Annotated in this window: 25 protein-coding genes; 24 read left to right on the top strand and 1 reads right to left on the bottom strand. The window is 42.5% G+C overall.

Going from position 1 to position 26,873, the window contains the following annotated elements; genetic code table 11:
- The first annotated feature begins 529 nt into the window (after positions 1-529).
- On the top strand, positions 530-1,165 hold the full coding sequence (locus DW005_RS07820) for an HD-GYP domain-containing protein (RefSeq protein WP_117478828.1): 636 nt from the start codon (positions 530-532) through the stop codon (positions 1,163-1,165).
- On the opposite strand, the gene DW005_RS07815 is transcribed toward DW005_RS07820, so the two are convergent.
- The gene (locus DW005_RS07815) at positions 1,116-1,949 is read right to left on the bottom strand and encodes a MerR family transcriptional regulator (protein WP_181974985.1); all 834 of its coding nucleotides are present in this window, start codon (positions 1,947-1,949) and stop codon (positions 1,116-1,118) included. The two genes, DW005_RS07820 and DW005_RS07815, sit on opposite strands and share 50 nt — an antisense overlap.
- A gap of 230 nt (positions 1,950-2,179) precedes the next feature.
- On the opposite strand from DW005_RS07815, the gene DW005_RS07810 reads away from it, so the two are divergent.
- The 23 genes from DW005_RS07810 to DW005_RS07700 all read left to right on the top strand — a co-directional run bounded on the left by DW005_RS07810 (position 2,180) and on the right by DW005_RS07700 (position 26,872).
- The gene (locus DW005_RS07810) at positions 2,180-2,500 is read left to right on the top strand and encodes a (2Fe-2S)-binding protein (RefSeq protein WP_022377510.1); all 321 of its coding nucleotides are present in this window, start codon (positions 2,180-2,182) and stop codon (positions 2,498-2,500) included.
- On the top strand, positions 2,501-4,072 hold the full coding sequence (locus DW005_RS07805; RefSeq protein ID WP_117478826.1) for an FAD-dependent oxidoreductase: 1,572 nt from the start codon (positions 2,501-2,503) through the stop codon (positions 4,070-4,072).
- 48 nt (positions 4,073-4,120) lie between these two features.
- Positions 4,121-4,450, top strand: coding sequence for a (2Fe-2S)-binding protein (locus tag DW005_RS07800; RefSeq protein ID WP_022377512.1), 330 nt, complete (start codon positions 4,121-4,123; stop codon positions 4,448-4,450).
- Positions 4,447-5,583 carry an FAD-binding oxidoreductase gene (locus DW005_RS07795; protein WP_117478825.1) on the top strand — a complete coding sequence of 379 codons (1,137 nt, stop codon included), beginning with the start codon at positions 4,447-4,449 and terminating at the stop codon, positions 5,581-5,583. The genes DW005_RS07800 and DW005_RS07795 overlap by 4 nt, the downstream gene beginning before the upstream one ends.
- A 30-nt stretch (positions 5,584-5,613) precedes the next feature.
- Positions 5,614-6,804: a tyramine oxidase subunit B gene (locus tag DW005_RS07790; RefSeq protein ID WP_242989388.1), complete on the top strand. Its 1,191-nt coding sequence runs from the start codon at positions 5,614-5,616 to the stop codon at positions 6,802-6,804.
- 30 nt (positions 6,805-6,834) lie between these two features.
- Positions 6,835-8,355: a Na+/H+ antiporter NhaC family protein gene (locus DW005_RS07785; protein WP_117478823.1), complete on the top strand. Its 1,521-nt coding sequence runs from the start codon at positions 6,835-6,837 to the stop codon at positions 8,353-8,355.
- Between the two features lie 23 nt (positions 8,356-8,378).
- A complete protein-coding gene (locus DW005_RS07780; RefSeq protein ID WP_117478822.1) occupies positions 8,379-9,545 on the top strand; it encodes an iron-containing alcohol dehydrogenase in 1,167 nt (388 codons plus the stop codon).
- A 168-nt stretch (positions 9,546-9,713) separates the two neighbouring features.
- Positions 9,714-10,817, top strand: coding sequence for a spermidine/putrescine ABC transporter substrate-binding protein (locus tag DW005_RS07775; protein WP_181974984.1), 1,104 nt, complete (start codon positions 9,714-9,716; stop codon positions 10,815-10,817).
- A 12-nt stretch (positions 10,818-10,829) separates the two neighbouring features.
- Positions 10,830-11,171, top strand: a complete 342-nt coding sequence (locus DW005_RS07770; protein ID WP_022377518.1) for a P-II family nitrogen regulator — start codon at positions 10,830-10,832, stop codon at positions 11,169-11,171.
- 34 nt (positions 11,172-11,205) lie between these two features.
- The gene (locus tag DW005_RS07765; RefSeq protein ID WP_117478820.1) at positions 11,206-12,339 is read left to right on the top strand and encodes an ABC transporter ATP-binding protein; all 1,134 of its coding nucleotides are present in this window, start codon (positions 11,206-11,208) and stop codon (positions 12,337-12,339) included.
- Positions 12,326-13,228 carry an ABC transporter permease gene (locus DW005_RS07760; RefSeq protein ID WP_181974983.1) on the top strand — a complete coding sequence of 301 codons (903 nt, stop codon included), beginning with the start codon at positions 12,326-12,328 and terminating at the stop codon, positions 13,226-13,228. The genes DW005_RS07765 and DW005_RS07760 overlap by 14 nt, the downstream gene beginning before the upstream one ends.
- 3 nt (positions 13,229-13,231) lie before the next feature.
- Complete coding sequence (locus DW005_RS07755; protein ID WP_022377521.1) at positions 13,232-14,062, top strand: ABC transporter permease; 831 nt, start codon at positions 13,232-13,234, stop codon at positions 14,060-14,062.
- A 26-nt stretch (positions 14,063-14,088) separates the two neighbouring features.
- A complete protein-coding gene (locus DW005_RS07750) occupies positions 14,089-15,240 on the top strand; it encodes a tyramine oxidase subunit B (protein WP_117478818.1) in 1,152 nt (383 codons plus the stop codon).
- A 17-nt stretch (positions 15,241-15,257) separates the two neighbouring features.
- Positions 15,258-16,475, top strand: coding sequence for an MFS transporter (locus DW005_RS07745; RefSeq protein ID WP_181974982.1), 1,218 nt, complete (start codon positions 15,258-15,260; stop codon positions 16,473-16,475).
- A 101-nt stretch (positions 16,476-16,576) separates the two neighbouring features.
- A complete protein-coding gene (locus DW005_RS07740) occupies positions 16,577-18,463 on the top strand; it encodes a fructose-1,6-bisphosphatase (protein WP_347461544.1) in 1,887 nt (628 codons plus the stop codon).
- A gap of 57 nt (positions 18,464-18,520) precedes the next feature.
- Complete coding sequence (locus DW005_RS07735; protein ID WP_181974981.1) at positions 18,521-18,910, top strand: energy-coupled thiamine transporter ThiT; 390 nt, start codon at positions 18,521-18,523, stop codon at positions 18,908-18,910.
- Positions 18,911-18,936: 26 nt separating this feature from the next.
- Positions 18,937-20,619 (top strand): HD domain-containing phosphohydrolase, encoded by a 1,683-nt coding sequence (locus tag DW005_RS07730; protein ID WP_117478815.1) that lies wholly within the window; start codon positions 18,937-18,939, stop codon positions 20,617-20,619.
- 24 nt (positions 20,620-20,643) lie between these two features.
- Positions 20,644-21,621, top strand: a complete 978-nt coding sequence (locus tag DW005_RS07725; RefSeq protein ID WP_117478814.1) for a GGDEF domain-containing protein — start codon at positions 20,644-20,646, stop codon at positions 21,619-21,621.
- Between the two features lie 14 nt (positions 21,622-21,635).
- Positions 21,636-22,040, top strand: a complete 405-nt coding sequence (locus DW005_RS07720; RefSeq protein WP_117478813.1) for a DUF2752 domain-containing protein — start codon at positions 21,636-21,638, stop codon at positions 22,038-22,040.
- Positions 22,041-22,052: 12 nt separating this feature from the next.
- Positions 22,053-22,658, top strand: a complete 606-nt coding sequence (locus DW005_RS07715; RefSeq protein WP_117478812.1) for a DUF4234 domain-containing protein — start codon at positions 22,053-22,055, stop codon at positions 22,656-22,658.
- A 92-nt stretch (positions 22,659-22,750) separates the two neighbouring features.
- A complete protein-coding gene (locus tag DW005_RS07710) occupies positions 22,751-23,350 on the top strand; it encodes a hypothetical protein (RefSeq protein WP_117478811.1) in 600 nt (199 codons plus the stop codon).
- 72 nt (positions 23,351-23,422) lie between these two features.
- Positions 23,423-23,983 (top strand): flavin reductase, encoded by a 561-nt coding sequence (locus DW005_RS07705; protein WP_117478810.1) that lies wholly within the window; start codon positions 23,423-23,425, stop codon positions 23,981-23,983.
- A gap of 258 nt (positions 23,984-24,241) precedes the next feature.
- Positions 24,242-26,872 (top strand): cation-translocating P-type ATPase, encoded by a 2,631-nt coding sequence (locus DW005_RS07700; RefSeq protein ID WP_117478809.1) that lies wholly within the window; start codon positions 24,242-24,244, stop codon positions 26,870-26,872.
- The last annotated feature ends 1 nt before the right edge of the window (position 26,873 follow it).

The following is a 26,873-nucleotide window of genomic DNA, read 5'->3' as shown; positions in this document are numbered from 1 at the left end:
ATATCGACCTCCAATCGTTAGATTTTTGGTCTAACATTTGGGGGTCGGTACAAATTGACATAAAGAGTTGTAATTTTTCCTCGTTTTCCGCTTTCAACAAGTCGTTTCGCGACAAATCACATTGAAAAAACAACGTTTAAGGCACAATTTGCCATAGAGCGTTGCATTGAAGCAAGAATGATTTCGTTATGTTGCAACTCTTTTGGGCGTTGGAGCAAAATAACGTTGCATTATGCAAGTTGCCATCCCTAAAATCCATTGTCCAGCATTTGCGATAAAAGTGGCGACACAACTTTTCAGCTTTCCAGCAGCTACAAGACTCCCTTAGTGGTGAGGGCACTACAAACCTCGCAGAGGTTTGTCAAGCGGCAGCGGTGCACGAACCACTAAGGGAGGCTTGTAACTGCGGAAACTAAAAACGGTGTCTCCCCTACTTGAAATAAATTCTCCATTCCCAATTCTTGTCCTCTCCCTCTATTCGTTGTATAATAAAAGTTAGCGAACAAAGGAAAGAAGATGTGTAATTTACATGATACAGGAACTTGACAGGTTAAATATTGATGCCTACCATGAAATTGTGGAGTGCATAACAAGTGCATTAGATGCCAGAGACCCTTACACGGCAGGACACTCGGAGCGGGTCAGTGACTTGGCTCAGATGATATGCGGCGAGATGGGGATTACCGGGGAATGCCAAAACGATATTCATGTGGCGGCGCATTTACATGATATAGGAAAAATTGGAATCCCGGATGCCGTGTTAAATAAACCGGAGCGGCTGACGGATGAAGAATGGGAGATTATGAAAGAGCATCCGGCGATTGGAGCCGAGATTTTGAGTAAATCCAGTATGCTTTCAGGGCTGATTGATATTGTGCTTCATCACCATGAGCGGTTTGATGGAAAAGGATACCCGGATGGATTGAAAGGGGCAGAAATTTCGGTGGGAGCACGAATTATTGCGATTTGTGATTCCATTGATGCGATGACTTCAACAAGACGTTACCGCAAGGCGCTTGGATTTGATATCTGTTATCAGGAAATAGAAAAGAATTTAGGAAAAATGTATGATCCGGTAATTGGCAGATTTGTACTGGACAATTGGGATAAAGTGATTACTGTTTTGCAAAAGGATGAGAACTCACCGGAAGTTCTAATTCAATGACATATTCGCTTTCGCGGTTCGTCTCATAACTGTCGATGTGGCAAAGTTCCATCGGGTGGCCGGTGACGGTTAAGTGATGTTCTTTCGCATAGGCATAGAGAGAAGGCATCAACTGTTTGGTCTGCTTCAAGGAGCCGTGGTAGTACAGACACAGATACTCGCCGGCAGGGAGAAACGTGTCCGTCTTCGTTTTTGTGCTGTCAGTCAAAAAGAAAACATTTTCCGTGCGGTAGTAATCGGAGTCTGGATTTGATTTTTCTAAATCCAGCGTGTAACAGTCGCAGAAACCGATGGTATCTAATTTAATCCGGTTCTTTTTCATATATTGAACCATTGTGTAGTCGACATAAGCGTCCGGCAGATTTTCCGTGGAAATCATGGCAATCGGGCGTTTTTTGAATGTCTTTAATTGAATGGAAGTGTCCGATGACTCATTCTGCACGGCTTGCAAAGACTGAATCCGGCTGACAATCTGCTCCTTTTTCTTTTGAAGAACTTCCATCTTTTCCTTTATAATAGAAAGCTCCGTATCTAACATTTCCATTGTGGTGGAAATATTTCTATTCTTTAAGAACTCGCTAATCTGCTCTTTGTGAAAATCAAGTCCCAGCAGTTCACGAATCATCACCAAGGTCTGGAAATCATCCAGAGAATATTCCCGGTATCCGTTATTTTCATTTCGTGTCGGGCAGATTAATCCCTTTTTTTCATAATAACGAATCGAATCGACACTGATATTAAATAAATTTGATAATTCTCCGATGTGAAATGTGCTGTTTGCCATGATCATTCCTCCTAAAAAAGGCACTATTTCCGAGGAAACAGCGCCATTGCTTACTCACATATTTTAGCAAAGATGAAAAAAAATGTCAAATTTTCAAAAAAAGCCCTTGACCCTAGTATGGTTCTAGGGTTTATACTTCCCGTAAAGAGTCAATGGTGACCGCGTTTGGTACCAGTGGCTCTTTTGTTGTTTCTAAATCAATTTGAATTTTGGAAAGTGAGGATTACGGTATGGAAAAGAGAATTGAAAATCATCCGATTTTAGGGGAATCTCCAAAAGGAAAATTAGTGAAATTCTCATATGACGGAACAACGTTGGAAGGGTATGAGGGAGAGCCGATTGCAGCAGCTCTTCGTGTAGCAGGTGTGATGGCACATCGTTATACAGCAAAACGCCATGAACCACGAGGTGTCTTTTGTGCGATTGGACGCTGCACCGACTGTGTTATGGTGGTCGATGGAAAGCCAAATGTGAGAACCTGCATCACCCCGTTGAAAGAGGGAATGGTAGTAGAAACCCAGTATGGAGCAAGTGCAAAGGAGGAAGCGTAAATGAAACGATATGATTTGATTGTAATTGGAGCAGGACCGGCCGGATTGTCCGCAGCAACCGAAGCAGCAAAACATGGATTGCATCCTCTGGTACTTGATGAAAATGAAAAACCGGGCGGACAGTTATTTAAGCAGATTCATAAGTTCTTTGGCTCAAAGGAGCACAAAGCAAAAATCCGCGGATTTAAAATAGGAGAGGAACTTCTCGCTGAGGCAGAAAAGTATGGCGTTGAAGTTATGTTAAATGCAACGGTAATCGGTTTGTATCCGGAGAAAGAAATCACGGTGCGAATCGGAGATGAAGTAAAACATATGAAAGGGGATGCCATCTTAGTGGCAACCGGAGCCAGTGAAAACATGGTAACGTTCCCCGGCTGGACACTTCCTGGTGTAATCGGAGCAGGTGCAGCGCAGACGATGATGAACCTTCATCACATCAAGGCCGGAGAAAAGATTCTGATGCTTGGAACCGGTAACGTAGGATTGGTTGTCAGCTTCCAGTTAATGCAGGCTGGATGCGAAGTGGTTGCCCTCGTTGATGCGGCACCGAGAGTTGGCGGATACGGGGTACACGCTGCGAAAGTAGCAAGACTCGGGGTGCCATTTTATCTGTCACATACCATCGTAAAAGCAGAAGGCGAAGACCGGGTAACGGGTGTTACGATTGCAGAGGTCGATAAAAACTTCCAGTTCATCGAAGGAACGGAAAAACATTTCGATGTAGACACCATTTGTATGGCAGTTGGTTTGTCACCGATGTCACAGTTACTCAAACAGGCAGGCTGCGAAATGAACGACACACCGGGTGGTTATGTACCGGTTTGTGACATCCTTGGTGCAACCAGTGTACCGGGTATTTACGCAGCAGGTGATGTATCCGGAATTGAGGAAGCAAGTTCAGCAATGATTGAAGGACGAATTTCCGGAGCTGTCATTTCTGAGTATCTGGGTTACATGACAAAAGAAGAAAGAGAAGCCCGCGTAAGCGAATTGGAATCCGCACTGGAAGCCCTTCGTCAGGGAATGTTTGCTCCGAAAAACCGAGGCAAAAAAATTGAGAAAACCGAAGAGGGCATAGACATTTCCGAAAACCTTCTTGCAAAAGGTTATGTGGCAGACGATGAGATTGAGCGGTATCCGGGCGTTACCCATGCAGTCGGTGTTCATCCGGTTATGGAGTGTACGCAGAACATTCCGTGTAACCCATGTCAGGATGCCTGTGCGAAAGGATGTATTTCCATCGGCGATAACATTACATCGCTGCCGGTTGTTGTGCCGGGTTCCAAATGTATCGGATGTGGTATGTGTGTAGCTTCCTGTTCCGGTCAGGCAATCTTCTTAGTCGATGAGGAAACGGAGCCCGGATTTGGTACCGTCACTCTTCCTTACGAATTTCTTCCGCTGCCGGAGGCAGGCGAGAAAGGAATTGCGCTCGGACGAGACGGACAGAAAGTGTGCGACTGCGAAGTGGTATCCTGCAAAACTGCCAAAGCATTTGACCACACCAATCTGTTGACGATTAAGGTGCCAAGTGATATGACAATGAAGGCACGCTTCTATAAGAGAGCATAGAAAACGCGAAAATAACGCGCGAGACAGCGCAGAAAAGAGGAAAACGATATGATGGATATTCAGGAAAAATTAAAAGAAATCGGTCCCTTTGTACCTGGCGCAGATGATGATATGCTGATATGCCGATGCGAGGAAGTGACCAAAGGCGAAATTCGAAAAGCCATTCACGAGGGCATTGTGACAATGGAGGAAATGAGACGATATCTGAGAAATGGCATGGGACTCTGTCAGGGACAGACCTGTGGAAAATTAGTAAAAGGAATTATGGCAAGAGAGCTTCATGTAAGACCGACGGATATTGAACCGGCGGTATCAAGAGCTCCGATGAGACCAATAGAGATGAAAGTTTTAGCAAGGGATGGAGGTGACTGCAAATGAAAAAAACAGCAGACGTAATTATTATCGGTGGCGGTATTAACGGTTGTGCAACCGCATATTACCTTACCAAAAGAGGAATCAAAGATGTTTTAGTATTAGAAGCAGATGACAGTATCGGACACGGTGGTTCATCAAGAAACGGTGGTGGTGTCCGTCAGTCCGGACGTGATGTCAGAGAACTTCCGTATGCGATGTATGCGGTCAACAATATGTGGCCGACACTTTCCGAAGAACTTGGTGTAGACGTTGAGTATTACCAGAGAGGAAACTTGCGTCTTGGTAAAACAGAAGCACATTTGAAAAAACTTGAAACCCTAGCTTCCAATGCCAGAAGCGTAGGACTGGATATGCATGTAATTGACGGCAAAGAAGTCAAAGAAATCTGTCCGCATCTTTCGGATGAAGTCATTGGTGCAAGCTGGTGTCCAACCGACGGTCACGCAAACCCAATGAAAACAACCCTTGCCTTTTATACCCGTTCACTGGAACTCGGTGCACGTTACATAACCGGAGCAAAGGTAAAAGCCATTGAAAAAGTAAAGGGAAAAGCAAGAAAAGTAATTCTTACAACCGGGGAAGTATTTGAGGGCGAAACCATTATTCTGGCTGCCGGCTACGAGAGCCGTTTTATCGCCCGCACGGTAGGAATTGATGTGCCGATGACAAAATTCTTTGAAGAATGTCTGGTAACGGAAATGCAGCCACATATGTTTGATATCATGTTAGGAACCGCAGATGCCGATTTCTATGGACATCAGTCACAGCATGGTTCATTTGTATTCGGTTCGGATTCCGGTTTGGAAGAATCGATTGATAAATCGTTTGATGATTTGCGCACAACATCAATTACTGCTTCGGCAGGATGCCGCGCAATTATGGGCTACATTCCGAAACTGGCAGATGCCAAAATTGTCCGCACATGGGGCGGCTGGTGTGATTTGTGCTTTGACGGCGTACCGGTTATCGACCGTGTAGATGAAGTCCCTGGACTGATTCTTGCCTGTGGATTTACCGGTCATGGGTTTGGCACCGCACCGGCAGTTGGACTGATGTTGTCCCAGATGGTAGCAGGAGAAGACACAATAGTTGATATTTCTTCCTTAAGCTATGACCGATTTAAGAGTTTGAAATAAACTGAGTGAAAGTCAAAGGAGATGAAAGGCATGAGTGAATTAGAGGCTGTAATTGCAGAAGAAAAAGCAAAATTAGTAGAATCGAAAAAACTCCGTATGCTTTATTTAGATGAAGAGGATATGATTGAGGCAGGAGTTATGGATGCTGCCAAATGTGTTGATGTGATGGAAGAGACAATGGGACTTTTGGAAGACGGCGACTTCATCATGGGTGGTCCGGAGCATAACTCTCACGGAATTATGCTGGAATTTCCGAAAAAATCCGATATTGACGGATTCCCAATTAATGACGGCGCGGACCGGCGGTTTATCGCCATGCCGGCGTACTTAGGGGGCAAATTCCATGTCGCAGGATGTAAATGGTACGGCTCAAACGGAAATAACCGCCCGATGGGAATTCCGCGCTCCAATTTGATGTTTGCCCTAAATGATGTGGAGACCGGAGCACCGCTTGCCTATATGTCAGCGAACTTGTTAAGTTCAATGCGTACCGGGGCAATGCCGGGACTGGCAACCAAACTTTTGGCAAGAGAAGATTCAAAAGTTCTTACGATGTTGGGTGCAGGACCGATTGCGAAAGCTTGCTTCCGTGCCATTATGACAAATGCAAAAAATATTGATACCGTTAAAATCAAGGCAGGTTCTTTAAAATCCAAAACGGCGGCTGCGCTTAAGGAGTTTATTGAAACCCATTATAAACAGGTGAAGGAAGTAATCATCTGTGAGACGTTAGAGGAAGCAGTCCGCGGCTCCGATATTATCAGCGAGTCGGTTTCTGTGAAACCGGGACAGTATCCGACCTACAAAAAAGAATGGTTAAAACCGGGTGTTACCCTGATTGCGACGAGCTTTTTCAACATGGATAAAAAAGAACTTGTTGGCATCCGCAAAGTTGTCGATAACTGGAAGATGTATGAGGAGTACGGCATCGAGGATGAAGAGGGTTACGATGAAAATGGAATGCGTAAGGCGACCGGCTGCATGGGTGAGGAGTTCTATTACATGGTAGAGGATGGGCTGATTACGAGAGATTCCATTGACCATTTGGGAGAAATTATTCGCGGCAAAAAACCGGGAAGAAAGTCCGACGATGAAATTATTTTTGTTGCCATTGAAGGAATGCCGATTGAGGACGTTGCATGGGGTTCTGAAATTTACCGTAACGCCGTCGACCATGGTATTGGTACGCAGTTAAAAATCTGGGATCATTCATCCAGGTAGTAAGTTTTTTGTGTGATTGGAGTGATTGATATGGACAGTAAAAACATTTTTAAACGAATTTTATATTACATGAATCCGAAGCATATCGAGCCGAAAATGGTAAAACTTTGGGCATTTTGGATTGTGTTCTGGGTTGTCTTGTTTTTGGTGCCAACAAAAATGGTGACAGGAAGTTTCTGGATTCTTGTTCCACTGGCAGGGCTGTTTGTATATGCTCTGGTCACAAAAGATGTTATGCAGTCGCTGGTTTTAGGTACATTTTCATGTTACATATTGTGGTATAAGGGTGCTTGTTTTGGCGGCTTTATCAATGATTTATATACCGTGCTTGGTGACCCGGAAAATATCGAGATGTATATGTCGTTTTTCCTTTGCGGCGGTTTGATTATAGCTATGAAGCGAACTGGAAGCACAAAGGCATTTACCGAGTTTGTGACAAGCAAGGAAAAGGGAAAAGCAGCTGCCGTTATGGTGACAGCGGGTGTGTACGCCGGTGCGACATCGGTGGATGACTATGTGTCGGCGTTGACTGCCGGTGCGGCGTTTTCTCCATTGATTGACGCGCTGAAGAAGCCGAGGTTGGCACTTGCCTATATCATTCGTACAATTAGTATCTGTGCGTCGGCGATGCTTCCGTTTGGTGCGTGGGGATATTTTATCATTTACCAGATTGTAGAAGCGGATAATGTCGCGGATAAAGCACAGGCAACCGATATTTTCATCCAGTCGATTCCGTTTATGTTTTATGCGATTGTTGCGATTGTTCTCGCTCTCTTATTTGCTGCCGGTAAAATTCCGATTATCGGACCGATGAAAAAAGCGTACCGGATGATGAAAGAAAAAGGAATCCAGATGGGAGACATCAAAGGGAGTGATGAAGAGGCTGATGCAGACGAAGAAGAGGATTTTGATGAAAATAATGAGAGGACAAAACACGTCAGTGTGTTAAACCTCATTTTGCCGCTTGTCTGTATTGTAATTGCTTTGTTAGCAACGGGGCTTAACTGCTTTACGGCGTTTGCCATTGCGGTTATTTTTACCGGATTTTTATATGTCATGCAGGGCTTACAGACGATTTCCGAGTATGTGCAGTGTATCGTGGATGGCTTTATCGACATGGTTGACATGGTAATTATTCTGATGCTTGGTTATGCGATGCAGGAATGTATGTATGCGATGGGAATGGAAGATTTTGTATCCGCTGTCTGCGGGGCAATTCCGGTTGCCAGTCTTCTGCCATTTATTTTCTTCGTATTCTTTAGCTGCTCGGAATACCTGTTCAGCTTAAATTATACGTTGTATCAGATTGCAATTCCGGTTATGATGGTAGTATTACCGGGCGTTGGTGCAAATGTTCCGTTGTGCCTTGGTGCGATTATTTCTGCCGGATTATTCGGAGCAAATGCGTGTGTTGTTTCTGACTTAGGCGTTGTTTCGGCGCGAGCATGCCGGGTAACGATATATGACCAGTATCGGACGAGCCAGCCGTATGTGCTGATTGCCGGTGCGATTTCTGCGGCACTTTATTTGGCGGCAGGATTCATTTTCTAACGTTTTGAAAAGGAGTGGATACGATGCAGAATTTTTATTATGATATTCCAACGAAAGTATTTTTTGGTGAGGGACAGATTCAAAATCTGCCGGAGCTTGTCAGTGAATTTGGACAACGTGCCCTTTTGGTGTACGGTGGCGGCAGTGTAAAGCGCAGTGGTTTGTATGATACGATTGTGTCGCTGCTAAAAAAGGCAGGAATTACAACGTGGGACCTTGCGGGCGTGGAGCCAAATCCACGGCTTAGTACCGTGTGCCGCGGTGTGCAAATCTGCCGTGAAAATCAAATTGATGTGGTGATTCCGATTGGCGGCGGCAGTACGATTGACTGTGCGAAGGCGGTTGCAGCGGGATTTTACCATGAGGGAAGTCCGTGGGATTTGGTGCTGGATAACAGTTTGATAACAAAAGCACTCCCGATTATTACGGTGCTTACGCTGGCGGCAACCGGTTCTGAAATGGACGGATTTGCGGTAATCAACAACGAAGAAACTTCGGATAAGCAGGAGATGTGCAGTATTTTACTGTATCCGAAATATTCTATCATGGACCCGGTTAATACATTTACTGTGCCAAAATACCAGACGGCAGCAGGTACGGCAGATATTATGAGCCATATTTTTGAATTGTATTTTGATGGAACACCGGGAAAATATATGCAGGATCGTGTGATGGAAGGTCTTTTGAAAACGTGTATTCATTTTGGACCGATTGCGTGTGAGAAGCCGGATGATTATGAGGCAAGAGCCAACTTGATGTGGACGTCAAGCTGGGCAATTAATGGATTTTTAGCGTGTGGTCTTACGTCTTTGTGGCCGGTGCATGCGATGGAACACCAGCTTTCGGCGGTGTATGATGTTACACATGGACACGGGCTTGCTGTGCTCACTCCGGTGTGGATGCGCTATATTTTAAATGACGATAATGTGGATCGTTTTGTGAATTACGGAGTGAATGTATTTGGTATTTCGTCGGACAAAAAGCCGTATGAAATTGCGGAACTTGCCATTCAAAAGACAGAAGAAGTTTTTGAAAAAATGGGGCTGAAACTGTCGATGCAGGACCTTGGAATTACGGACGAAAGCCACTTTGAGAGTATGGCAGAGCGTGCCGCGGATGGACTTGATGAGTGCCAGGTTCCGCTCGATAAAGACAAGATTGTAGAAATTTACCGTAAATGTATGAAATGATGAAAATGAAATCGTTACATTTTCACAAAAAATAAAAATTAGCATTGACAGAAAAATAATTTGGTGCTAGTATCGCTTTAAAGTCAACGGAGACTCGTGGAGTTTCCGCTGGCTTTCTTTTTTTTGTAACAAGTAAAACTTATCAATCAACGTAAGGAGGGCATGATTATGAAAAAGAAAATGAAACATTTAATAGCAGTTACGATGTGTCTTGTACTGAGCATAAGCGTTCTTTCGGGATGCGGCAGCAGTTCAGAGAGTACCGGTTCAAAAGAAAAAGCAGACAGCTTAAACATTATGGTCTGGGAAGGAACCTGGTCGGAGGAGATGTTTCAAGACTTCACCAAAGAGACCGGAATTAAAGTCAATATCAGTTACATCGACAATACGGATACTTTGTTAGCGAAGATGATTGAAGGAAGCGCCGATTACGATTTGATTGACTTAGAGGGTGCTTATGTAAAATCCTTTTTGGATGGTGAATTGTTAGCCCCAATTGATAAGAGTAAGGTCAAAAATGTGAAAAATATTCAGGAGAGTTTTTTGAAAGAGGGCCCAATTGGAGATACCGAAGAAAAATATACAATTCCAAATATGGGATGCAGTTATACAACGATTGTTTATAACAAAGAGACCTGTCCAATCAAAATTACCTCGTTTAAGGATTTGGCTAATCCAAAACTGAAAGGAAAAATTGCGATGGTCAATTCAACGATTTCCCTTTACGGTGAAGCGTTAGCAGCCTGTGGATTTAAGCCGGATTCGACAAACGAAGAAGAGATGAAAAAAGCCAATGAACTTTTGACACAGATTAAGGCAAATGTAAAAGCGTTTGTTGGTGAGAGTGCCGTATCGCAGCTTGAAAATGGTGAGTGTCCGGTAGCGTTCTGCTGGGATTATACAACACTTTGTGTAGACTCCAAAGATAACTGGGATAAATTCGATGCGGTTGCCTTGAAAGAAGGATGCGAGCGGTTCCAGCAGTATTGGGCGATTCCGGCAGCGTCAGAAAAACAGAGTGAAGCAACCGAATTAATTGATTTTTTACTTCGACCGGAAGAAAATGCAAAGAGCAATGCCGAGTATGGCGGTGTGCCAAACTTAAAACAGGACTTGTTAGCACCTCATCTTGACAAAGATTTTTATGAAAGTCCGGCATTGAAAAAAGAGGAAGAGTTATTCCCGATTTCCTGGAGCATTGCCGTAAGTGATGAACAGATTAACTTAATGGATACTTACTACACGGAATTGATGGGAAATGCAGCAGAATAGGAGGATGATACCATGAAAAAGATTGAAGTAATTACAAGACCGGAAAAATTGGTCGGTTTGAAAGAAATATTTGCCACTCACAATTGTCAGGGTATGACGTGTTTATCCGTTATGGGATGTGGACGTCAGAAAGGATATCTGCCGGAGATGAATTTCACCGGCGATGATATCAACCTGCTTCCGAAAATCATGGTTTTCGTCGTTGTGGAGGATGACCAGATTGAGGAAATTTTAGCGGATATTGCTACAGCGATTGGAACCGGTAAAAATGGTGATGGTAAAGTATTCGTTACGGAAGTTTTAGATGCGATGCGTATTCGTACCAATGAACGAGGCGATGACGCACTGATGTAGACCGTTCTTAGAAACAGTCGGAATGGAGGGAACTATGAGTAAACCTATTGTATCTCTTGTAAATGTAGAAAAATGGTATGGAACCAATCATGTGGTAAAGAACATGAATATCAATATTGCCGAAGGGGAATTTCTGACACTGTTAGGACCATCCGGATGTGGAAAGACAACGACACTGCGTATGATTTCCGGTTTTGAACTGCCGACTTCCGGTGTGATTAAAGTCCAGGGGGAGAGCGTAGAGAAAAAAGAGCCGTATCAGCGCGATGTCAACACGGTATTTCAGAATTATGCGTTATTTCCGAATATGAATGTTTTTGACAATGTAGCGTATGGACTTAAGGTGAAAAAAGTTCCGAAAGCTGAAATTAAAGAGAGGGTAACGGAAATGCTTAAGCTTGTCCAGCTTGAAGGTTTTGGCAAGCGGCGCATCACTCAGATGTCCGGTGGACAGAAGCAGCGTGTGGCAATTGCAAGGGCACTGATTAACCGCCCGAAAGTATTGCTTTTGGATGAGCCGCTTGGCGCACTTGATTTGAAATTGAGAAAGCAGATGCAGATTGAGTTAAAGCGTTTGCAGAGAAAGCTTGGTATTACCTTTGTTTATGTAACGCATGATCAGGAAGAGGCGCTTACGATGAGTGACCGCATTGCGATTATCAATCAGGGTGTTTTGGAACAGGTGGATACAGCATTTGATATTTATGAACATCCAAAGACAAGGTTTGTTGCCGGATTTATCGGCGAATCCAATATCTTTGATGCTGTTGTAATCAGTCAGGATGGCGATACCGTAACCGTAGGTACGGAAGTCGGAAAGGCGCAGGCATCCGGTTTTACCGGTGAACTGGCAGCAGGAACTGCCGTTTCGGTATCGGTTCGTCCGGAAAATATGCTGTATTCGAGAGAGCGGGTAGAAGGATTTCATATCAAAGGGGTGGTGAAAGAACATATTTATGTCGGAAACCTGATTAAAACCATTGTTTTACTTAATGATGGAACGGAAGTAAAAATTAATCGATTTTCGATGGATGACCTTCCAAAAGAGGGAGAGATGATTTATCTGTACTGGCATCTGGAAAAGGGAATTGTACTGCCGGAGAAAAATCTGGTAGATACGGATGCTTCCCGTGATATTGAAGGAGGCGATGAGGATGAAGAAGAATAAAGAAGGAACGCAGGTTGCAAAACACAAAGACAAAAAATCGTTTAAGGCGAGACTATCTTCTATTATAATGTGTGCGCCTGTTACAATTTGGTCGGTTCTGTTTGTGCTTGTGCCGGTCGGAATGCTTTTGTTCATGAGTTTTATGACGAAGGGACCGCTTGGAAAAATCGTGTATAAATTTACACTGGATAACTACGCAGAAATTTTTAAACCGGTTTATGTAACGGTTGTGAAACAGTCGCTTTTGATTGCCGTGTGGACGACCGTTCTTACGATTTTACTTGGGTATCCACTAGCTACCGTGATTGCCCACGTGAAGAAAAAGACTTCCGGTGTTCTGACGGTGCTTCTGATGCTTCCTTTGTGGGTCAGCGGTCTGGTTATTTTGTATAGTTTTGTTGTTATGTTAAATAATTCCGGTATCATCAATACGGTACTTATGTCACTTGGTATTATCAAAAAGCCGATTGACCTTTTGTATAACAATTTTGCGGTTATCGTCGGTATGATTTATATGTTTCTGCCATTTGCGGTACTGCCTATGTATTCCTCGATTGAAAAACTTGACCCGGGTCTGATTGAGGCATCAAAGGACTTGGGAGCGGGACCGATTAAGACCTTTTGCAAAGTGACTCTGCCGCTTACGGCACCGGGAATCTTTGCTGCAGTAATTCTTACATTTATCCCTTGTATCGGATATTATATGGTAACGGATATGCTCGGTGGCGGTACCTCGATGATGGTTGGTAACTTGATTTACCGTCAGTTTACCATTGCGAGAAACTGGCCGTTTGGTGCCGCATTATCGATAATTCTGGCAGCGATAATTTTGCTCATGGTATTAATCTACACGAAACTTGGTGGAGATTTGGATGATTTGGGGGCTTAGTCTATGGAAAAGAGAAAGAAGAAAAAACGAGTGATGTCAATCCTCGGAAAAGTATATGTCGTCCTATTGTTTTTGTTTATCTACGCACCGGTTTTTGTCATGATTGCTTTTTCGTTTAACGATAGTCATGCCAATGTGGTGTGGTCGGGATTTACAACAAAATATTATGTGAAACTGTTTAGTGATTCTGGGATTTGGGAAGTACTTGGTACGACACTTTTGATTGCCGTAATTTCCACTTTGATTGGTCTGGTTGTCGGAACAACCGGAGCGGTCGGATTGCGCAATGCAAAGTTTAAAGGAAAGAAATTGATTATGAATACCATTTATTTTCCGATTGTAATTCCGGAAATCGTGCTTGCGGTTGCACTGTTGCTTGTCTTTAACCTGTCAAATATCGGATTAAGTATCGGTACTATCATTATTGGTAATACAACGTTAGTTCTTCCGTATGTTTACATTACGGTAAAGGCAAGACTTGTCGGCATGGACCCAAGTATTGAAGAGGCGTCCATGGACCTTGGTGCAGACCGTGTGTACACCTTCCTTCATGTGACACTGCCGGCGATTATGCCGGGTGTTATGTCCGGCGCATTTATGGCATTTTCTCTGGTACTGGATGAACTGATTGTAACGAGTTTCCTCGCCAATGCCGAGACAACGACACTGCCGATGAAGGTGTACTCAATGATTAAGAAAGGTATTTCGCCGGAAATCAATGCACTGACAACGATTATTTTTGGCGTTTGCCTGCTTGGGCTTTTGGCTTATCTCATTCACTGGATGCTGCATGCACATAAGGTGAAAAAGGTTCGTGCTAATGCGATGATGTAACTGTTTTCTGGAAAAGGAGGGTGTTTATGTCAGATACAAGAATTGATTTTTTATATTTAAATGAAAAAGATATGATAGATGCCGGTGTTTTGGATGCCGGACATTGTGTGGAGACGATGGAAGAAGTACTTTGTCTTTTGGCAAAAGGCGACGTTTTGATGGGCGGAAAAAATCGGAGAGAGCATGGCATCCAATTGATTTTTCCAAAAGAATCAGAAATCCCAGGCTTCCCTCTAGAGGATTCGCGTGACCGAAGATTTATGTCGATGCCGGCGTATCTCGGTGGACGATTTCATTTAGCCGGTGAAAAATTTTATGGCTCAAATGGGCGGAATGTGAGGAAAGGACTGCCGCGTTCCATTTTGATGGCGACACTAAATGATGTGGAGACCGGACAGCCGCTTGCCTATATGTCAGCCAATTTGCTGTCTGCCATGCGCACCGGTGCGGTGCCGGGGGTGGTTGCCAAGCATTTGTCGGTAAAGAATCCAAAAGTGCTGACACTTTTGGGACCCGGCGTTGTGAACAAAACATGCCTGATGGCATATATGTCCCAGTTTGATTCCATTGATACCATTAAGATTAAAGGAAGTTCTGCGGCATCCGCAACGGCGAAAGAAATGGAGCGTTTTATTAAGGAAAAGTATCCGCAGGTTTCTCATATTGTTTTGTGCGGTACGGATGAAGAAGCGGTAAAGGATGCAGATATCATCAGCGAGGCAACTTCGGTCGAAAAACGCCGGTGGCCGGTGCTGAAGCCCGAATGGATTAAGCCCGGCTGTTTGATTATTTCCTCCGGCACAATGGATTTTAGCGATTATGATTTTATGGTGAAAGATATCCGCAAAATTGTGGATAACTACCCGATGTATGAGGAGTACATAGAAATTTATGAGGAGTGGGATGAAAATGGAAAGCGTCTCTCATCAGGAATCCCCGGCATGTATTATGTCAACATGGTGGACGATGGAAAAATTGAGCGTTCAGAAGTGACAGAGCTTGGTGAGATTTTGCTTGGTGAAAAAAAAGGACGCAAATCGGATGATGAAATTATTATGGTCAGTGTCGGCGGTATGCCGATTTTAGATGTCGGCTGGGGGTATGAGTGTTACTGCAAGGCGAAAGAAAAGGGCATTGGAACGACATTGAATTTATGGGAAAAACCGTATCTTTATTAACAAAGGGGGCGGTTGGTATGAATCGAAGAATTACGGTGAAATACTGTTTTTTGCAGGGAGGATACTGGACGCTCGCAGCTGTAGCGATGGCGTTTACAACACCGCTTTTAGAGGCAAAAGATTTTTCCGGAACAGAAATCGGAATTTTGAGTGCTGTCAAATATCTGGCAGTGCTCATTTTTCAAATGGTATTAGGAAGTTTTGCGGATAAACACGCCGAAAAAGTTCCCTTGCAGCGCATGTTGATTCTCATGACTTTTGTAAATATTATTTTTTCTTTTTTATTTTATTTAACCGGACATACGATGTGGATGGCAATGCTCACGCTAATTGTTTTTGGCATGACAATCCACTGCGCTTCGCCGCTTGTGGATTCGCTGTCCATCCAGTACATGAACCACGGCGTGAAAATGAACTACGCCATATCGCGTGCCTGCGGTTCTTTGTGCTGGGCCGTTTTCTGCGTTGTGGTCGGTTTGATTGCCGATGCGTTTGGGGCAAACCGGATTTTGATTTTCCAGATTGTCGTAAGTTTTTTGTTTGCTTTTTTTGCGTTTAATATGGATGCTGTCGATTTTTCAAAGGGAAGAAAAAAGGAAGAAAAAACGGAAGACTTAGCCTCCGAAAATTCAGACACGAAATGCGAAACAGGAGAAGTCCATTCGTGTTTTTATCTGCTGAAACATTTTCCTAAATATTCATTATTTTTGCTTGGACTTGTGTTTGTCTTTGCTGCTTATAATATGAACAGTACATTTCTTATTGACTGGATTGAGGGTATGGGAGGAAATCATGCGGACTATGGGATGGCTCAGTTCGTGCTTGCAATGGCGGAAATTCCGGTGGCACTTGTCTTTTATCGGATTCGCGGTCGAGTTTCGATTGATAAACTGATGGTAGTCTGTGCATTCTTTTGCTTCCTTCGCGCCACGGCAACGACATTTTCCGGCAGCGTAACACTTGTCATTTTGTCGCAGGCACTGGAACTGTTAGGGCTCAGTATTTATTATGTCGGCACGGTGTATTTTGTCATGGACTATCTGCCGCAGGCGGATGCCGTAAAAGGTGCTTCCCTCATTAACCTCGCCGGGATGGGGCTTGGGGAGATGGCAGGAAGTATCTCGTGTGGTTTGATTAAAGATGCGCTTGGCTTGAGAAATCTTATGCTTTTGAGTAGTGGTGTTGGGTTTGTGGGCGTTGTGGTTATGGTGTGGATGTGGCGGAGGTTGGAATGATGGGGTTGTGACAAACGTTCTTTTTCCTTGCATAAAAATAACATCTTCTGTTATGATATAATCAATTGGGGAATTTATTTGAAAGACGAGGAAATAGATTGATGGAGCATGTGTATAACGGAAAGGAAAACACAAAATATTTAAAACTATTAAAACAAAACTATTCATCAAGTCAGGCGGTAATCCGGGAAATCGTAAATTTAACGGCCATTACAAACCTGCCGAAAGGGACGGAGTTTTTCTTAAGTGATATTCATGGTGAATATGAAGCATTTTTGCATATTATGAATAACTGTTCCGGAGTAATCAAAGAAAAAGTGGACTTGATTTTTAAAGATACCTTATCGGAGTTTGACAGACAGGAACTGTGTACGCTGATTTATTATCCGAGAGAAAAAATGACGCTGCTCGGGGAAACGAACAGAATTGATGGCAACTGGTATGCCATGACATTGAATCATTTAATTATGGTTGCCAAGTTATTGTCGTCGAAGTATACAAGGTCAAAAGTGAGGAAGGCACTGCCGGAGGACTATGCTTATATTATTGACGAGCTGCTGCATGCGCAGGAAGATGAAGATGCAAACCAGATTCGGTATCATAAGCAGATATTACAGACGATTATTGAGCTGGAGGATGCAGATGAATTTATTATTGCACTGTCGCAGTTGATTAAGCGACTGGCTGTTGACCACCTTCACATTGTCGGAGATATTTTTGACCGAGGCGGGAGTGCGGACAAAATACTGGATTTATTGTATGATTATCATTCACTGGATATTGAGTGGGGAAATCATGATATCTTATGGATGGGTGCTGCCTGCGGAAATGATGCGTGCATATGCAGTGTGATTCGTAATAACCTCAAATATGATAATGTCGAAATTTTAGAAAATGCCTATGGGATCAGCTTAAGGCAGCTGATTCTTTTTGGTATGAAAACGTATGGAATTGAGGATGGCATAAAGGCAGCATTAGCAGCGGTTACCGTTATCCTTTTTAAGCTGGAAGGGCAGTTAATAAAGGCACATCCGGAATATGAGATGAGTGACAGGCTGTTATTGGGGCAAATGGATGATACAAAAAATAAGGTTATGATTGAGGGCGAATGGGTCACTATGAATACCAATGCGTTTCCAACCGTAGATTTAGAAAATCCTTATGAATTAACAGAGGAAGAAACGGAAATTTTGCGGAAGCTGCACCGGAATTTTGTGTCGAGCCAGCGTCTGCAAAAACATATTCGTTTTCTGTATGAAAAAGGAAGTATGTACAATGTATACAACGGAAATTTAATTTATCACGGGTGTGTTCCGGTTGATAAAAACGGAGCTTTTGATAAATTGTGCATTGATGGAAAATATTATCATGGAAAAGCGTTGTTGGATAAGTGCGAGGAAAAAGCAAGAGCCGCTTATTTGGACAACCCGGACAAAGATGATATTGATTTCATGTGGTTTTTGTGGGGCGGAGAAAAGTCGCCTTTGTGTGGAAGAAAACTTAAGACTTTTGAGCGTGAATACGTGGACAAAGAAAGTTTGTGGACGGAGGAGTCAAATCCTTATTACAGCAAGTATTATGATGAAAGTTTTTGCTGCCAGATTCTTCATGAATTTGGGCTTTATGATGACGATTCCCATATCATCAATGGACATACACCGGTCCATGCCATTGAAGGGGAAAATCCGGTCAGGGCAAAAGGAAGGCTGTTTGTAATTGATGGCGGTTTCTGCCGCTCCATGAATAAAGCGACAGGGATTGCCGGCTATACCTTGATTTTTAATTCGCATGGGTTAAGGCTGAAAGCGCATACCCCATTTACTTCAGTGGAAGACGCCTTGATGAATAATACGGATATTGAATCCTCTTCTGAGATTATCGAAAAAGATTTGCAGCGTATGTTTGTAAAGGATACGGATATCGGGAAACACTTATTGGAAGAAATCAGTGATTTGCGTAAACTTCTTGAAAATTACCGCAGACTATAGAAAAGGCAAAACTTGCCATTTTTTCTCATGCTTGTTAGAATAAAGTTATTAAGTTGCGTGTACGCGGAAAAGAGGAATTATTATGAATATAATGTAATGTACTGCGCTACGATTCCTGCGATGATTGGATGTGTACTGTTAGATTATCTTTTTGCCTTTACGGTACTTGGACTGGCAGGGCTTTTTCTTCCGCTATTTAAGAATAAGCTTATAGGTGCGGCAGTTGGAACGGCGATATGCGGAGCACTGCGCTTTCTGTGCAGCTTTTTATCCGGATGGCTTTTGTGGGGAAGTTATGCACCGGAGGGCTGGAGCGTTGCTTACTATAGTTTTATCTACAATGGTTCTTACATGCTGCCAAACATTATCATCGGAGTAATTGTTATTTTGATAATTGGAAAAACAGCACCGGGATTTCTATTTCAAAAGAGGGAAAACGATAGATAAAACTGGTGCAGGAAAGAGGGGGTTTTATGTATTGGATTTTACTGGTAATTCAGTATGTGGGAATGGCAGCACTGTTTTTTGAAATTTTATATGTAAGCAGACAGCACAGTTCGCGGATTCAGACGCTTCTTGTGATGCTTTTATATGCGACGGTATTTAATATTGCCGGGTATACGCTGGAAATGCAGGCGGCGACCAAAGAACTGGCAATGCAGTCTTTGAAATTTACATATTTAGGAAAACCGTTCATTATATTTATTATGTACCTCTTTGTAATGGAGTATTGCGGGGTAAAACTTAGTAAAAAAAAGGTAAATTTATTTTTTGGCATAAGCGTGTTTGTGGCGGCATTGGTATTTACCAATGAACATCATTCGCTTTTTTATTCATCCATTTCTTATACAAAAGAGGGACTTTTTCCGCATTTGGTACTGGGACATGGATTGTTTTACAACTTGTATATTATTCTTGTACTATATTTCGTTTTTTCTACCTTTTACGTGTGCGTTCAGAAATATCGGAAAGACAAATCAGAAATTATGCGCAAGCAGGTAACGGTACTGCTTGTTATGGTGCTGCTTACGTTCCTTTGTCTGGTATTGTTTTTGTTTAAACTGACAGACGGATATGATTCGACAACATTGGCGTATCTGGTGGCAGTGTTTTTGTTTCAGCGGCTCATTCGCAAGTATAAGTTATTTGACACGCTGCGTCTGGCACAACAGGAAGCGGTGGAGTATATGTCCAATGGCTTAATTGTTCTCAATATTTATGGCGGGTTGGTTTACACGAACCCGGAGGCAGAAAAGATATTGGAAAAGCTGCAGAAAGAGCGGAGTGAGGGGTTACAATATTTAGAAGATCTTGCTGCGAAGTCAGAAAATTTATTTTTAGATGAATGTTCACTTCTAGAACACAAAAATAGTGAAAAATGTGTATATGAAGTATCCAAGCATGGTATTTACCGCGATGATAAATATTATGGGCGAATGATTGTCATTACAGAAATTACGGACAGCTATTATTATACGGAGCGTTTGCAGCATGACTTGGATGTTAAGACCAAAGAGGTAGTCAAAATTCAGCGTGATATCATTGCTAGTTTTGCAGCGATGATTGAGGCGAGGGATGGAATTACCGGACTTCATATTAAAAATACTGGAAATTTAGTGACGGTACTTGTCAATGTGATGAAAAAAGATGCGAGATTTGCCGATAAAATTACGGATGAATATGCAGAGATGACGGCGGCAGCCGCACGTCTGCACGATATTGGAAAGATTGCGATTCCGGACCGTATTTTGCAGAAGGAAGGAAAACTTACGGATGAAGAATTTGCTATTATGAAGACGCATCCGGCGGAAGGAGCCAAAATATTAGAAAATACAATTCAGGGAATGGAATCCGATGCTTATTATCAGATTGCACATGATATGGCACTGTACCACCATGAGAAATATGATGGCAGCGGCTATCCGTGTGGAATTCGCGGTGAGGAGATACCGCTTTCTGCACGAATTATGGCGGTGGCAGATGTATATGATGCGCTGCGTTCCAAACGCCACTATAAAGATGGATTTTCCAAGGAAAAAGCGATGGCGATTATGAAGGAAAGCCGGGGAACACATTTTGATGCGGAAATTGATGATTTGTTCTTGGAGCATATTGATGAAATGGAGGCCGTTTTAGATACGGGAACTGATTTATAAATACAAAAGATAGGAAGTGCTGGAATGAAAAGGAATTACGAAAAATTTATCACAGATATGATACGATATGCATCATCGGCGGAGTCACCGGATTATATTATACAGCAGATTTTAAAGTATATTTGTGAAAATCTGGATTCTGACCGGGCATATATTTTTGAAGATAATTTAGATGGTACATTTCGAAATACCTACGAGTGGTGTAGAGAAGGTGTATCCGAGCAAATTGATAATTTACAGCGGGTGCCTTATGAGGGAATGCTGGATGCGTGGTTTTTAGAGTATGAAAAATCACACAACATTATGATACATGATATAGAGGAGTATCGGAAAGTGAGTGAGTCACTGTATCATATTTTGAAACCACAGGGAATTCGGACTTTGGTGACAGGGCCAATTGAAGTTAATGGTAAATACATTGGTTTTTATGGAGTGGATAATCCGCCGGTGGAATTGATGGACAATATTTCTACTATGATAAATATGATGGAGTTTGTCATTTCCATGATGATTCGTATCCGAAATTATGCCAGAGAAGTTGAGGAAAATGCGCTGCGTGACCAGCTTACCGGCTGCCGGAGCCGAAAAGCACTGTCGTTTGCCTATGATGGAGACTTTGCCAAAAATCAGTCGATTGCCCTCATTATGTGTGATTTGAATGGACTGAAAAAGAAAAATGACACGAAAGGGCACGAGGCAGGAGATAAATATTTGTGTGATGCGGCAGAAGTTTTGTTTGCCTGCTTTGGCAATGAGAATGTGTACCGCGTGGGCGGTGATGAGTTTGTGATTGTGCTGTTTGATGTGGATTTAAATGCAGTGAATGAAAAAATTGATAAAATGCTTGTATATCTTGAATTGAAGGAAGTTAGTATGGCGTATGGATTTGCTTACCGGAAGAATGCGAAAGAGCCATTTGAAAATCTGCTGCGAGAAGCGGATAAAAGGATGTATGAAGACAAACGCAGATATTATGACAAAATATCAGGAGGAAAGCATTAGGAAGGAGTTGCGAGTTGGAGAAGAAAGGAAACCGGTTTCAGATTATTTCAGCAATTGCGGCGGTTGTGTTGTTATACTTAGTTTTAGAGGGCTTTGGCATCACGTGCCCGATTAAATTTCTGACCGGGATTTCGTGTGCAGGGTGTGGCATGTCCAGAGCATGGATAGCAGTTTTTCATCTGGAGTTTGCACGGGCATTTTATTTTCATCCCTTATTTTTTACGCCACCGGTTATATTACTTGTCATTTTATTGAAAAAGCGCATAAAACCAGTGTTTTACAAAGGTTTTATATTTACAATGATAGCGTTATATGTTATTGTTTATTTGTATAGAATGATATGGGGGGACCATCAGGTGGTTGTGTTTGAACCGGCAAAGGGATGTATGGTTTTACTCATTCAAAAAATTTTAAGCTAAAGGAGGAGACATATGTTTTGTGCAAATTGCGGTGCACAAGTCCCGGATGGAACAAAATTCTGTCCGTCTTGTGGTAAACCGTGTTCAACAGGAGAAAAGGTAAAACAGGCAGCAGAGGATGTGTTTAACAAAAGTGAACAGGAATTAGGAAATGCTTTTGAAGATGTGAAGCAGAATTTCCAAGGGGGAACGGGAAGTACACCTCCACCATATTCCGGCGGCAGATTAAAAGAAGACCGCTCGCTTGTTACATACATTTTACTTTCACTGGTTACCTGTGGCATATACGGTTATTACTTCATTTACAAATTGGCTGAGGAAGTTAATATTGCCTGCGAGGGAGATGGTGAGCAGACTTCAGGACTTGTTGCATTTATTTTACTGTCATTCATTACCTGCGGTATTTATGCCTATTACTGGTACTACAAATTGGGAAATCGTTTAGCGGCAAACGCCGTTCGTTACAATTTAAATTTCCAGGAAAACGGTACGACCGTATTGATGTGGTGCATTTTTGGCGCTTTTCTGTGTGGTATCGGACAGTTTTTTGCAATGCACATTTTGATTAAAAACTCAAATATGATTTGTGCTGCATACAACCGTTCCAAAGGTTTATAAGAAATAAGATTGACACTTTCAAGGGGGAAAGACATTTGGTTTTTCTCCCTTTTTATGTGAGGTTATGAAAAAGTCTGGGAGGAGAAACTAAGATGAAAAAGAGAATTATTGCAATTGTGATACTTGTAATTGTGGTGGCTGCCGGTGCACTTTTGGCATGGCAGTATATGAAAAACAGAGGCGGTGTTGAGGTTCGCTGCGACAGTACCTATCCAGTGAATGAAAAATTGAAAGCATACCGTCAGGATGATGACCGGTGGAAAGACGATAAGTTAGGAGAGTCTAAGTTTGATATGGAATCGTCCGGCTGTATTATTACAAGTATTGCCACGGCGATATCAGCGAGCGACAATGCATTGACGCCCGGTGAATTGAATCAGTTATTATCAGATAATCAGGTATATGACGGCGAGGGAAATCTTCAATGGGGGCTGCTTGATGCCATCAATGGATTTCACACGAAGGTTTATTCGGATGTTTCGGCTGCTCATATAGATGAGTGCCTGAAGCAAAATCATTATCCGATTGTGAAGGTTCATAGGCAGACACTCACAAGCTATCACCATTTTATTTTAATTGTGGGGACAAAAGATGGAGAGTATATTTGTATGGACCCACTGGAGAATAAGCTTACAAAACTGTCAGATTATGGCAGTAAAGTATATGCTGTCCGCTGTGTGTGGTATGAATAAGAATGAGTTGTCATTCCATAAATTGCTATGGAATTTCAATCAATAAATATCTTAAGAAAGGAAGGAACTGTTATGAGAAAAAATTTTGGAGCAAAACCTTACACGTATCCACAGCCGGTATTTATTCTGGCAAGTTACGGAGAAGACGGTACACCGGATGCTATGAATGCTGCCTGGGGCGGTATTAGTGGTGGCTCTGAAGTAACCATGTGTATTAGTGCCCGTCACAAATCAACGGAAAATATTTTGAAAAAGAAGGCGTTTACCATCAGCATGGCAGATGCTGCACACGTGAAAGAATGTGATTATGTAGGACTTGCTTCTGCAAATGACACACTAGATAAACTGGCAAAGGCAGGCTTCACGGTAAGCAAGGCTGAGTTTGTTGATGCCCCTGTTATTAACGAACTGGCTGTTTGTGTAGAATGTAAGCTTGTCAGCTATGACGAGAAAAGCGGTCACATGGTAGGCGAGATTGTAAATGTCAGCGTGGATGAAAGTGCTCTTACACCGGACGGTGAGGTTGACGTTGCAAAAGTTGAGCCGATTTCATTTGACCCTTTTAATAATAAGTATGTGAAAGTTACAGAAATTGTAGGAAATGCTTTTGCGGATGGAAAAGAATTGATGTAGGGATTCATTGCAACTGTTTACAAGGAAAAGAATATGTGATAAGATAAGAACAACCCGCAAAGAGGGAGTAGTTCCGCGCCAAAAGGTGAGGTGTAGATTTCGTCAGTACGATTTGAAAGAATCCGGAATTTACGGAACAAATTAGATTTGTTGAACAAGACTTTTTGTGCATGTGTTTTGCATGCACAAAAAGTCTTTTTTTATTGAGGCGGGCTGCGAACTTTGAAATTGTTATTAATCAGAGAAAGGAAAGAAAAGATGAAAGAAATTTACCGGATGACCAGGGAAGAAATACTCCAAAACCAACATGTCTCGGAGAAAGGTCTGACAGAAAGCAGGGTGCAGGAGATAAGGCAGAAAATAGGGGAAAATCAGTTACAAGCAACAAAGAAAAAAAGTCCGGTGCGCATTTTTGCGGAGCAGTTTCAGGATTTGCTGGTTATTATTTTAATGATTGCCGCAGTTGTGTCGATGTTATCAGGAAATGTGGAGAGTACGGTTGTAATCTTTGTTGTTATTGTGATGAATGCTGTGCTTGGAACGGTTCAATATCTCAAGGCAGAAAAATCACTTGATTCTCTCAAGGCACTTTCATCACCACATGCAAAAGTACTTCGTGATGGTAAAAAAATGAAAATCTTTTCTAAAGAGATTGTACCAGGGGATATTCTTCTTTTGGAAGCAGGGGACATGATTGCAGCAGATGGACGCATTTTGGATAATTATTCGCTTCAGGTTAATGAAAGTTCTCTTACCGGGGAATCCACAAATGTGGATAAATCAGAAGATGCTATTGAGGAAGAGGCGGCATTGGCAGACCGAATCAACATGGTATATTCCGGTACATTGGTTGCGCAGGGACGTGCGGTGGTGTTAGTAACGGCGACAGGAATGAAGACGGAGATGGGAAAGATTGCGGAACTCATGAATGCCACGCAAGAGAGGAAAACACCTTTGCAGGAAAGTTTAGATGATTTTGGGAAAAAGCTTGCTATTGTAATCATGATTATTTCCACAATAGTGTTTGTGCTGAGAATTTGTCAGAAACAGCCAATACTGGATTCATTAATGTTTGCTGTGGCTCTTGCTGTGGCGGCAATTCCGGAGGCGCTTAGTTCTATTGTTACGATTGTGCAAGCCATGGGAACAAGGAAAATGGCAGAGGAGAATGCCATTATTAAGGAATTAAAAGCGGTGGAAAGCCTCGGGTGTGTGTCGGTAATCTGTTCGGATAAGACAGGAACGCTGACACAAAACAAAATGACGGTAACAGATATATATATTAATCATACTGTTGTTAAGCCAGAGAGCCTTAAGCTAACGGAACCGCTTCACAGAATTTTTTTGTACAACGCGATTTTGAATAATGACGCCTCCGTTCAAATGAAAAAGGAAATTGGAGATCCCACAGAGAGCTGTCTTTTGACAATGGCACAAAAAGCCGGATTGACAAAGGCTGGAATTTCGGAAGAGGTCATTCGTGAAATGATACCAAGAATGGAAGAACTTGCTTTTGACTCAGAACGTAAGCTTATGAGCACCAAATACCGCCTGCATGGTATAACGATGATACTAACGAAAGGTGCAGTGGATGTTTTACTGGAACGATGCGTAAAATGTGCCGAGATTGGTGGAAATCGTGATATGACTGACAAGATGAAAGAGAAAATTTTGCAACAGAATCAGAAGTTTTCTGAAAATGGTCTCCGAGTACTTGCTTTTGCATATAAAGAGGTTAATGAGGGCAAGAAACTGACGTTGGAGGAGGAAAATGGATTTATCTTTGTCGGTTTGGCAGCAATGATTGATCCACCGAGAGAGGAAGCAGTGGATGCTGTACAGACAGCCAGACAGGCTGGAATTCGCACAGTTATGATTACCGGAGATCATAAAGTAACAGCAGAGGCAATTGCAAAAAAGCTGGGCATTTTCCAAAAAGATGATTTGGCGGTGACGGGACAGGAATTAGATGCTATGAGTGACGAAGAATTAGATGGGCTTTTGGAAGAAATTTCTGTTTATGCAAGGGTTTCACCGGAAAACAAAATACGAATTGTGAGAAACTGGCAAAAGAAAGGCCGCATTGTAGCTATGACAGGAGATGGAGTAAATGATGCACCGGCACTAAAGAAAGCAGATATTGGCGTGGCAATGGGAATTACAGGAACAGAAGTGTCAAAAGATGCCTCCTCTATGATTTTAGCAGATGATAATTTTGCTACCATCATTAAAGCTGTGCTGAATGGAAGAAACGTGTATCGCAATATAAAAAATGCAATACAGTTTCTGCTTTCCGGAAACATGGCTGCAATTATTGCGGTACTTGTTTGCTCGGTAGCGGCACTCCCATCACCCTTCAAACCGGTTCATCTTCTTTTTATAAATTTGTTGACAGATTCGCTGCCGGCACTTGCCATTGGAATGGAGCCATCGGATCCCGAACTATTAAAGCAAAAGCCGAGAAACCCGGAGGAAGGTATTCTTACAGGAAAATTTGTGAGCCATCTCTTTGGCTATGGTGCGCTTATTGCAGCAGCAACAATGGCAGCTTTTTGTATAGGGGTGAATAGGAGCGATGCAATGGGGGCTACAATGGCATTTGCTACCCTAACGTTGGCACGGTTATTTCACGGCTTTACCTGTCGGAGCGAGCGTTTGCTGGTAGATTTGAAATTTTCTACAAATCTATGGAGCATCGGTGCTTTTGCAGCGGGAACATTACTACTTGCTGCAGTGCTTTTTCTGCCGGGATTGCAGACACTTTTTGAGGTGACTCCATTAAGTGGAATAGAGTATGCAACTATTCTGGGATTGGCAATTACACCCACCATATTTATTCAAGGTTATAAGTTCATAACTAGCAAAAAAAGAAAGAATTTGTTAAAATAAG

Origin of the sequence: Clostridium sp. AF36-4, assembly GCF_003435975.1 — a bacterium.
GTDB lineage: Bacteria > Bacillota > Clostridia > Lachnospirales > Lachnospiraceae > Eubacterium_F.
This window is presented reverse-complemented; position numbering and strand designations above follow the sequence as displayed.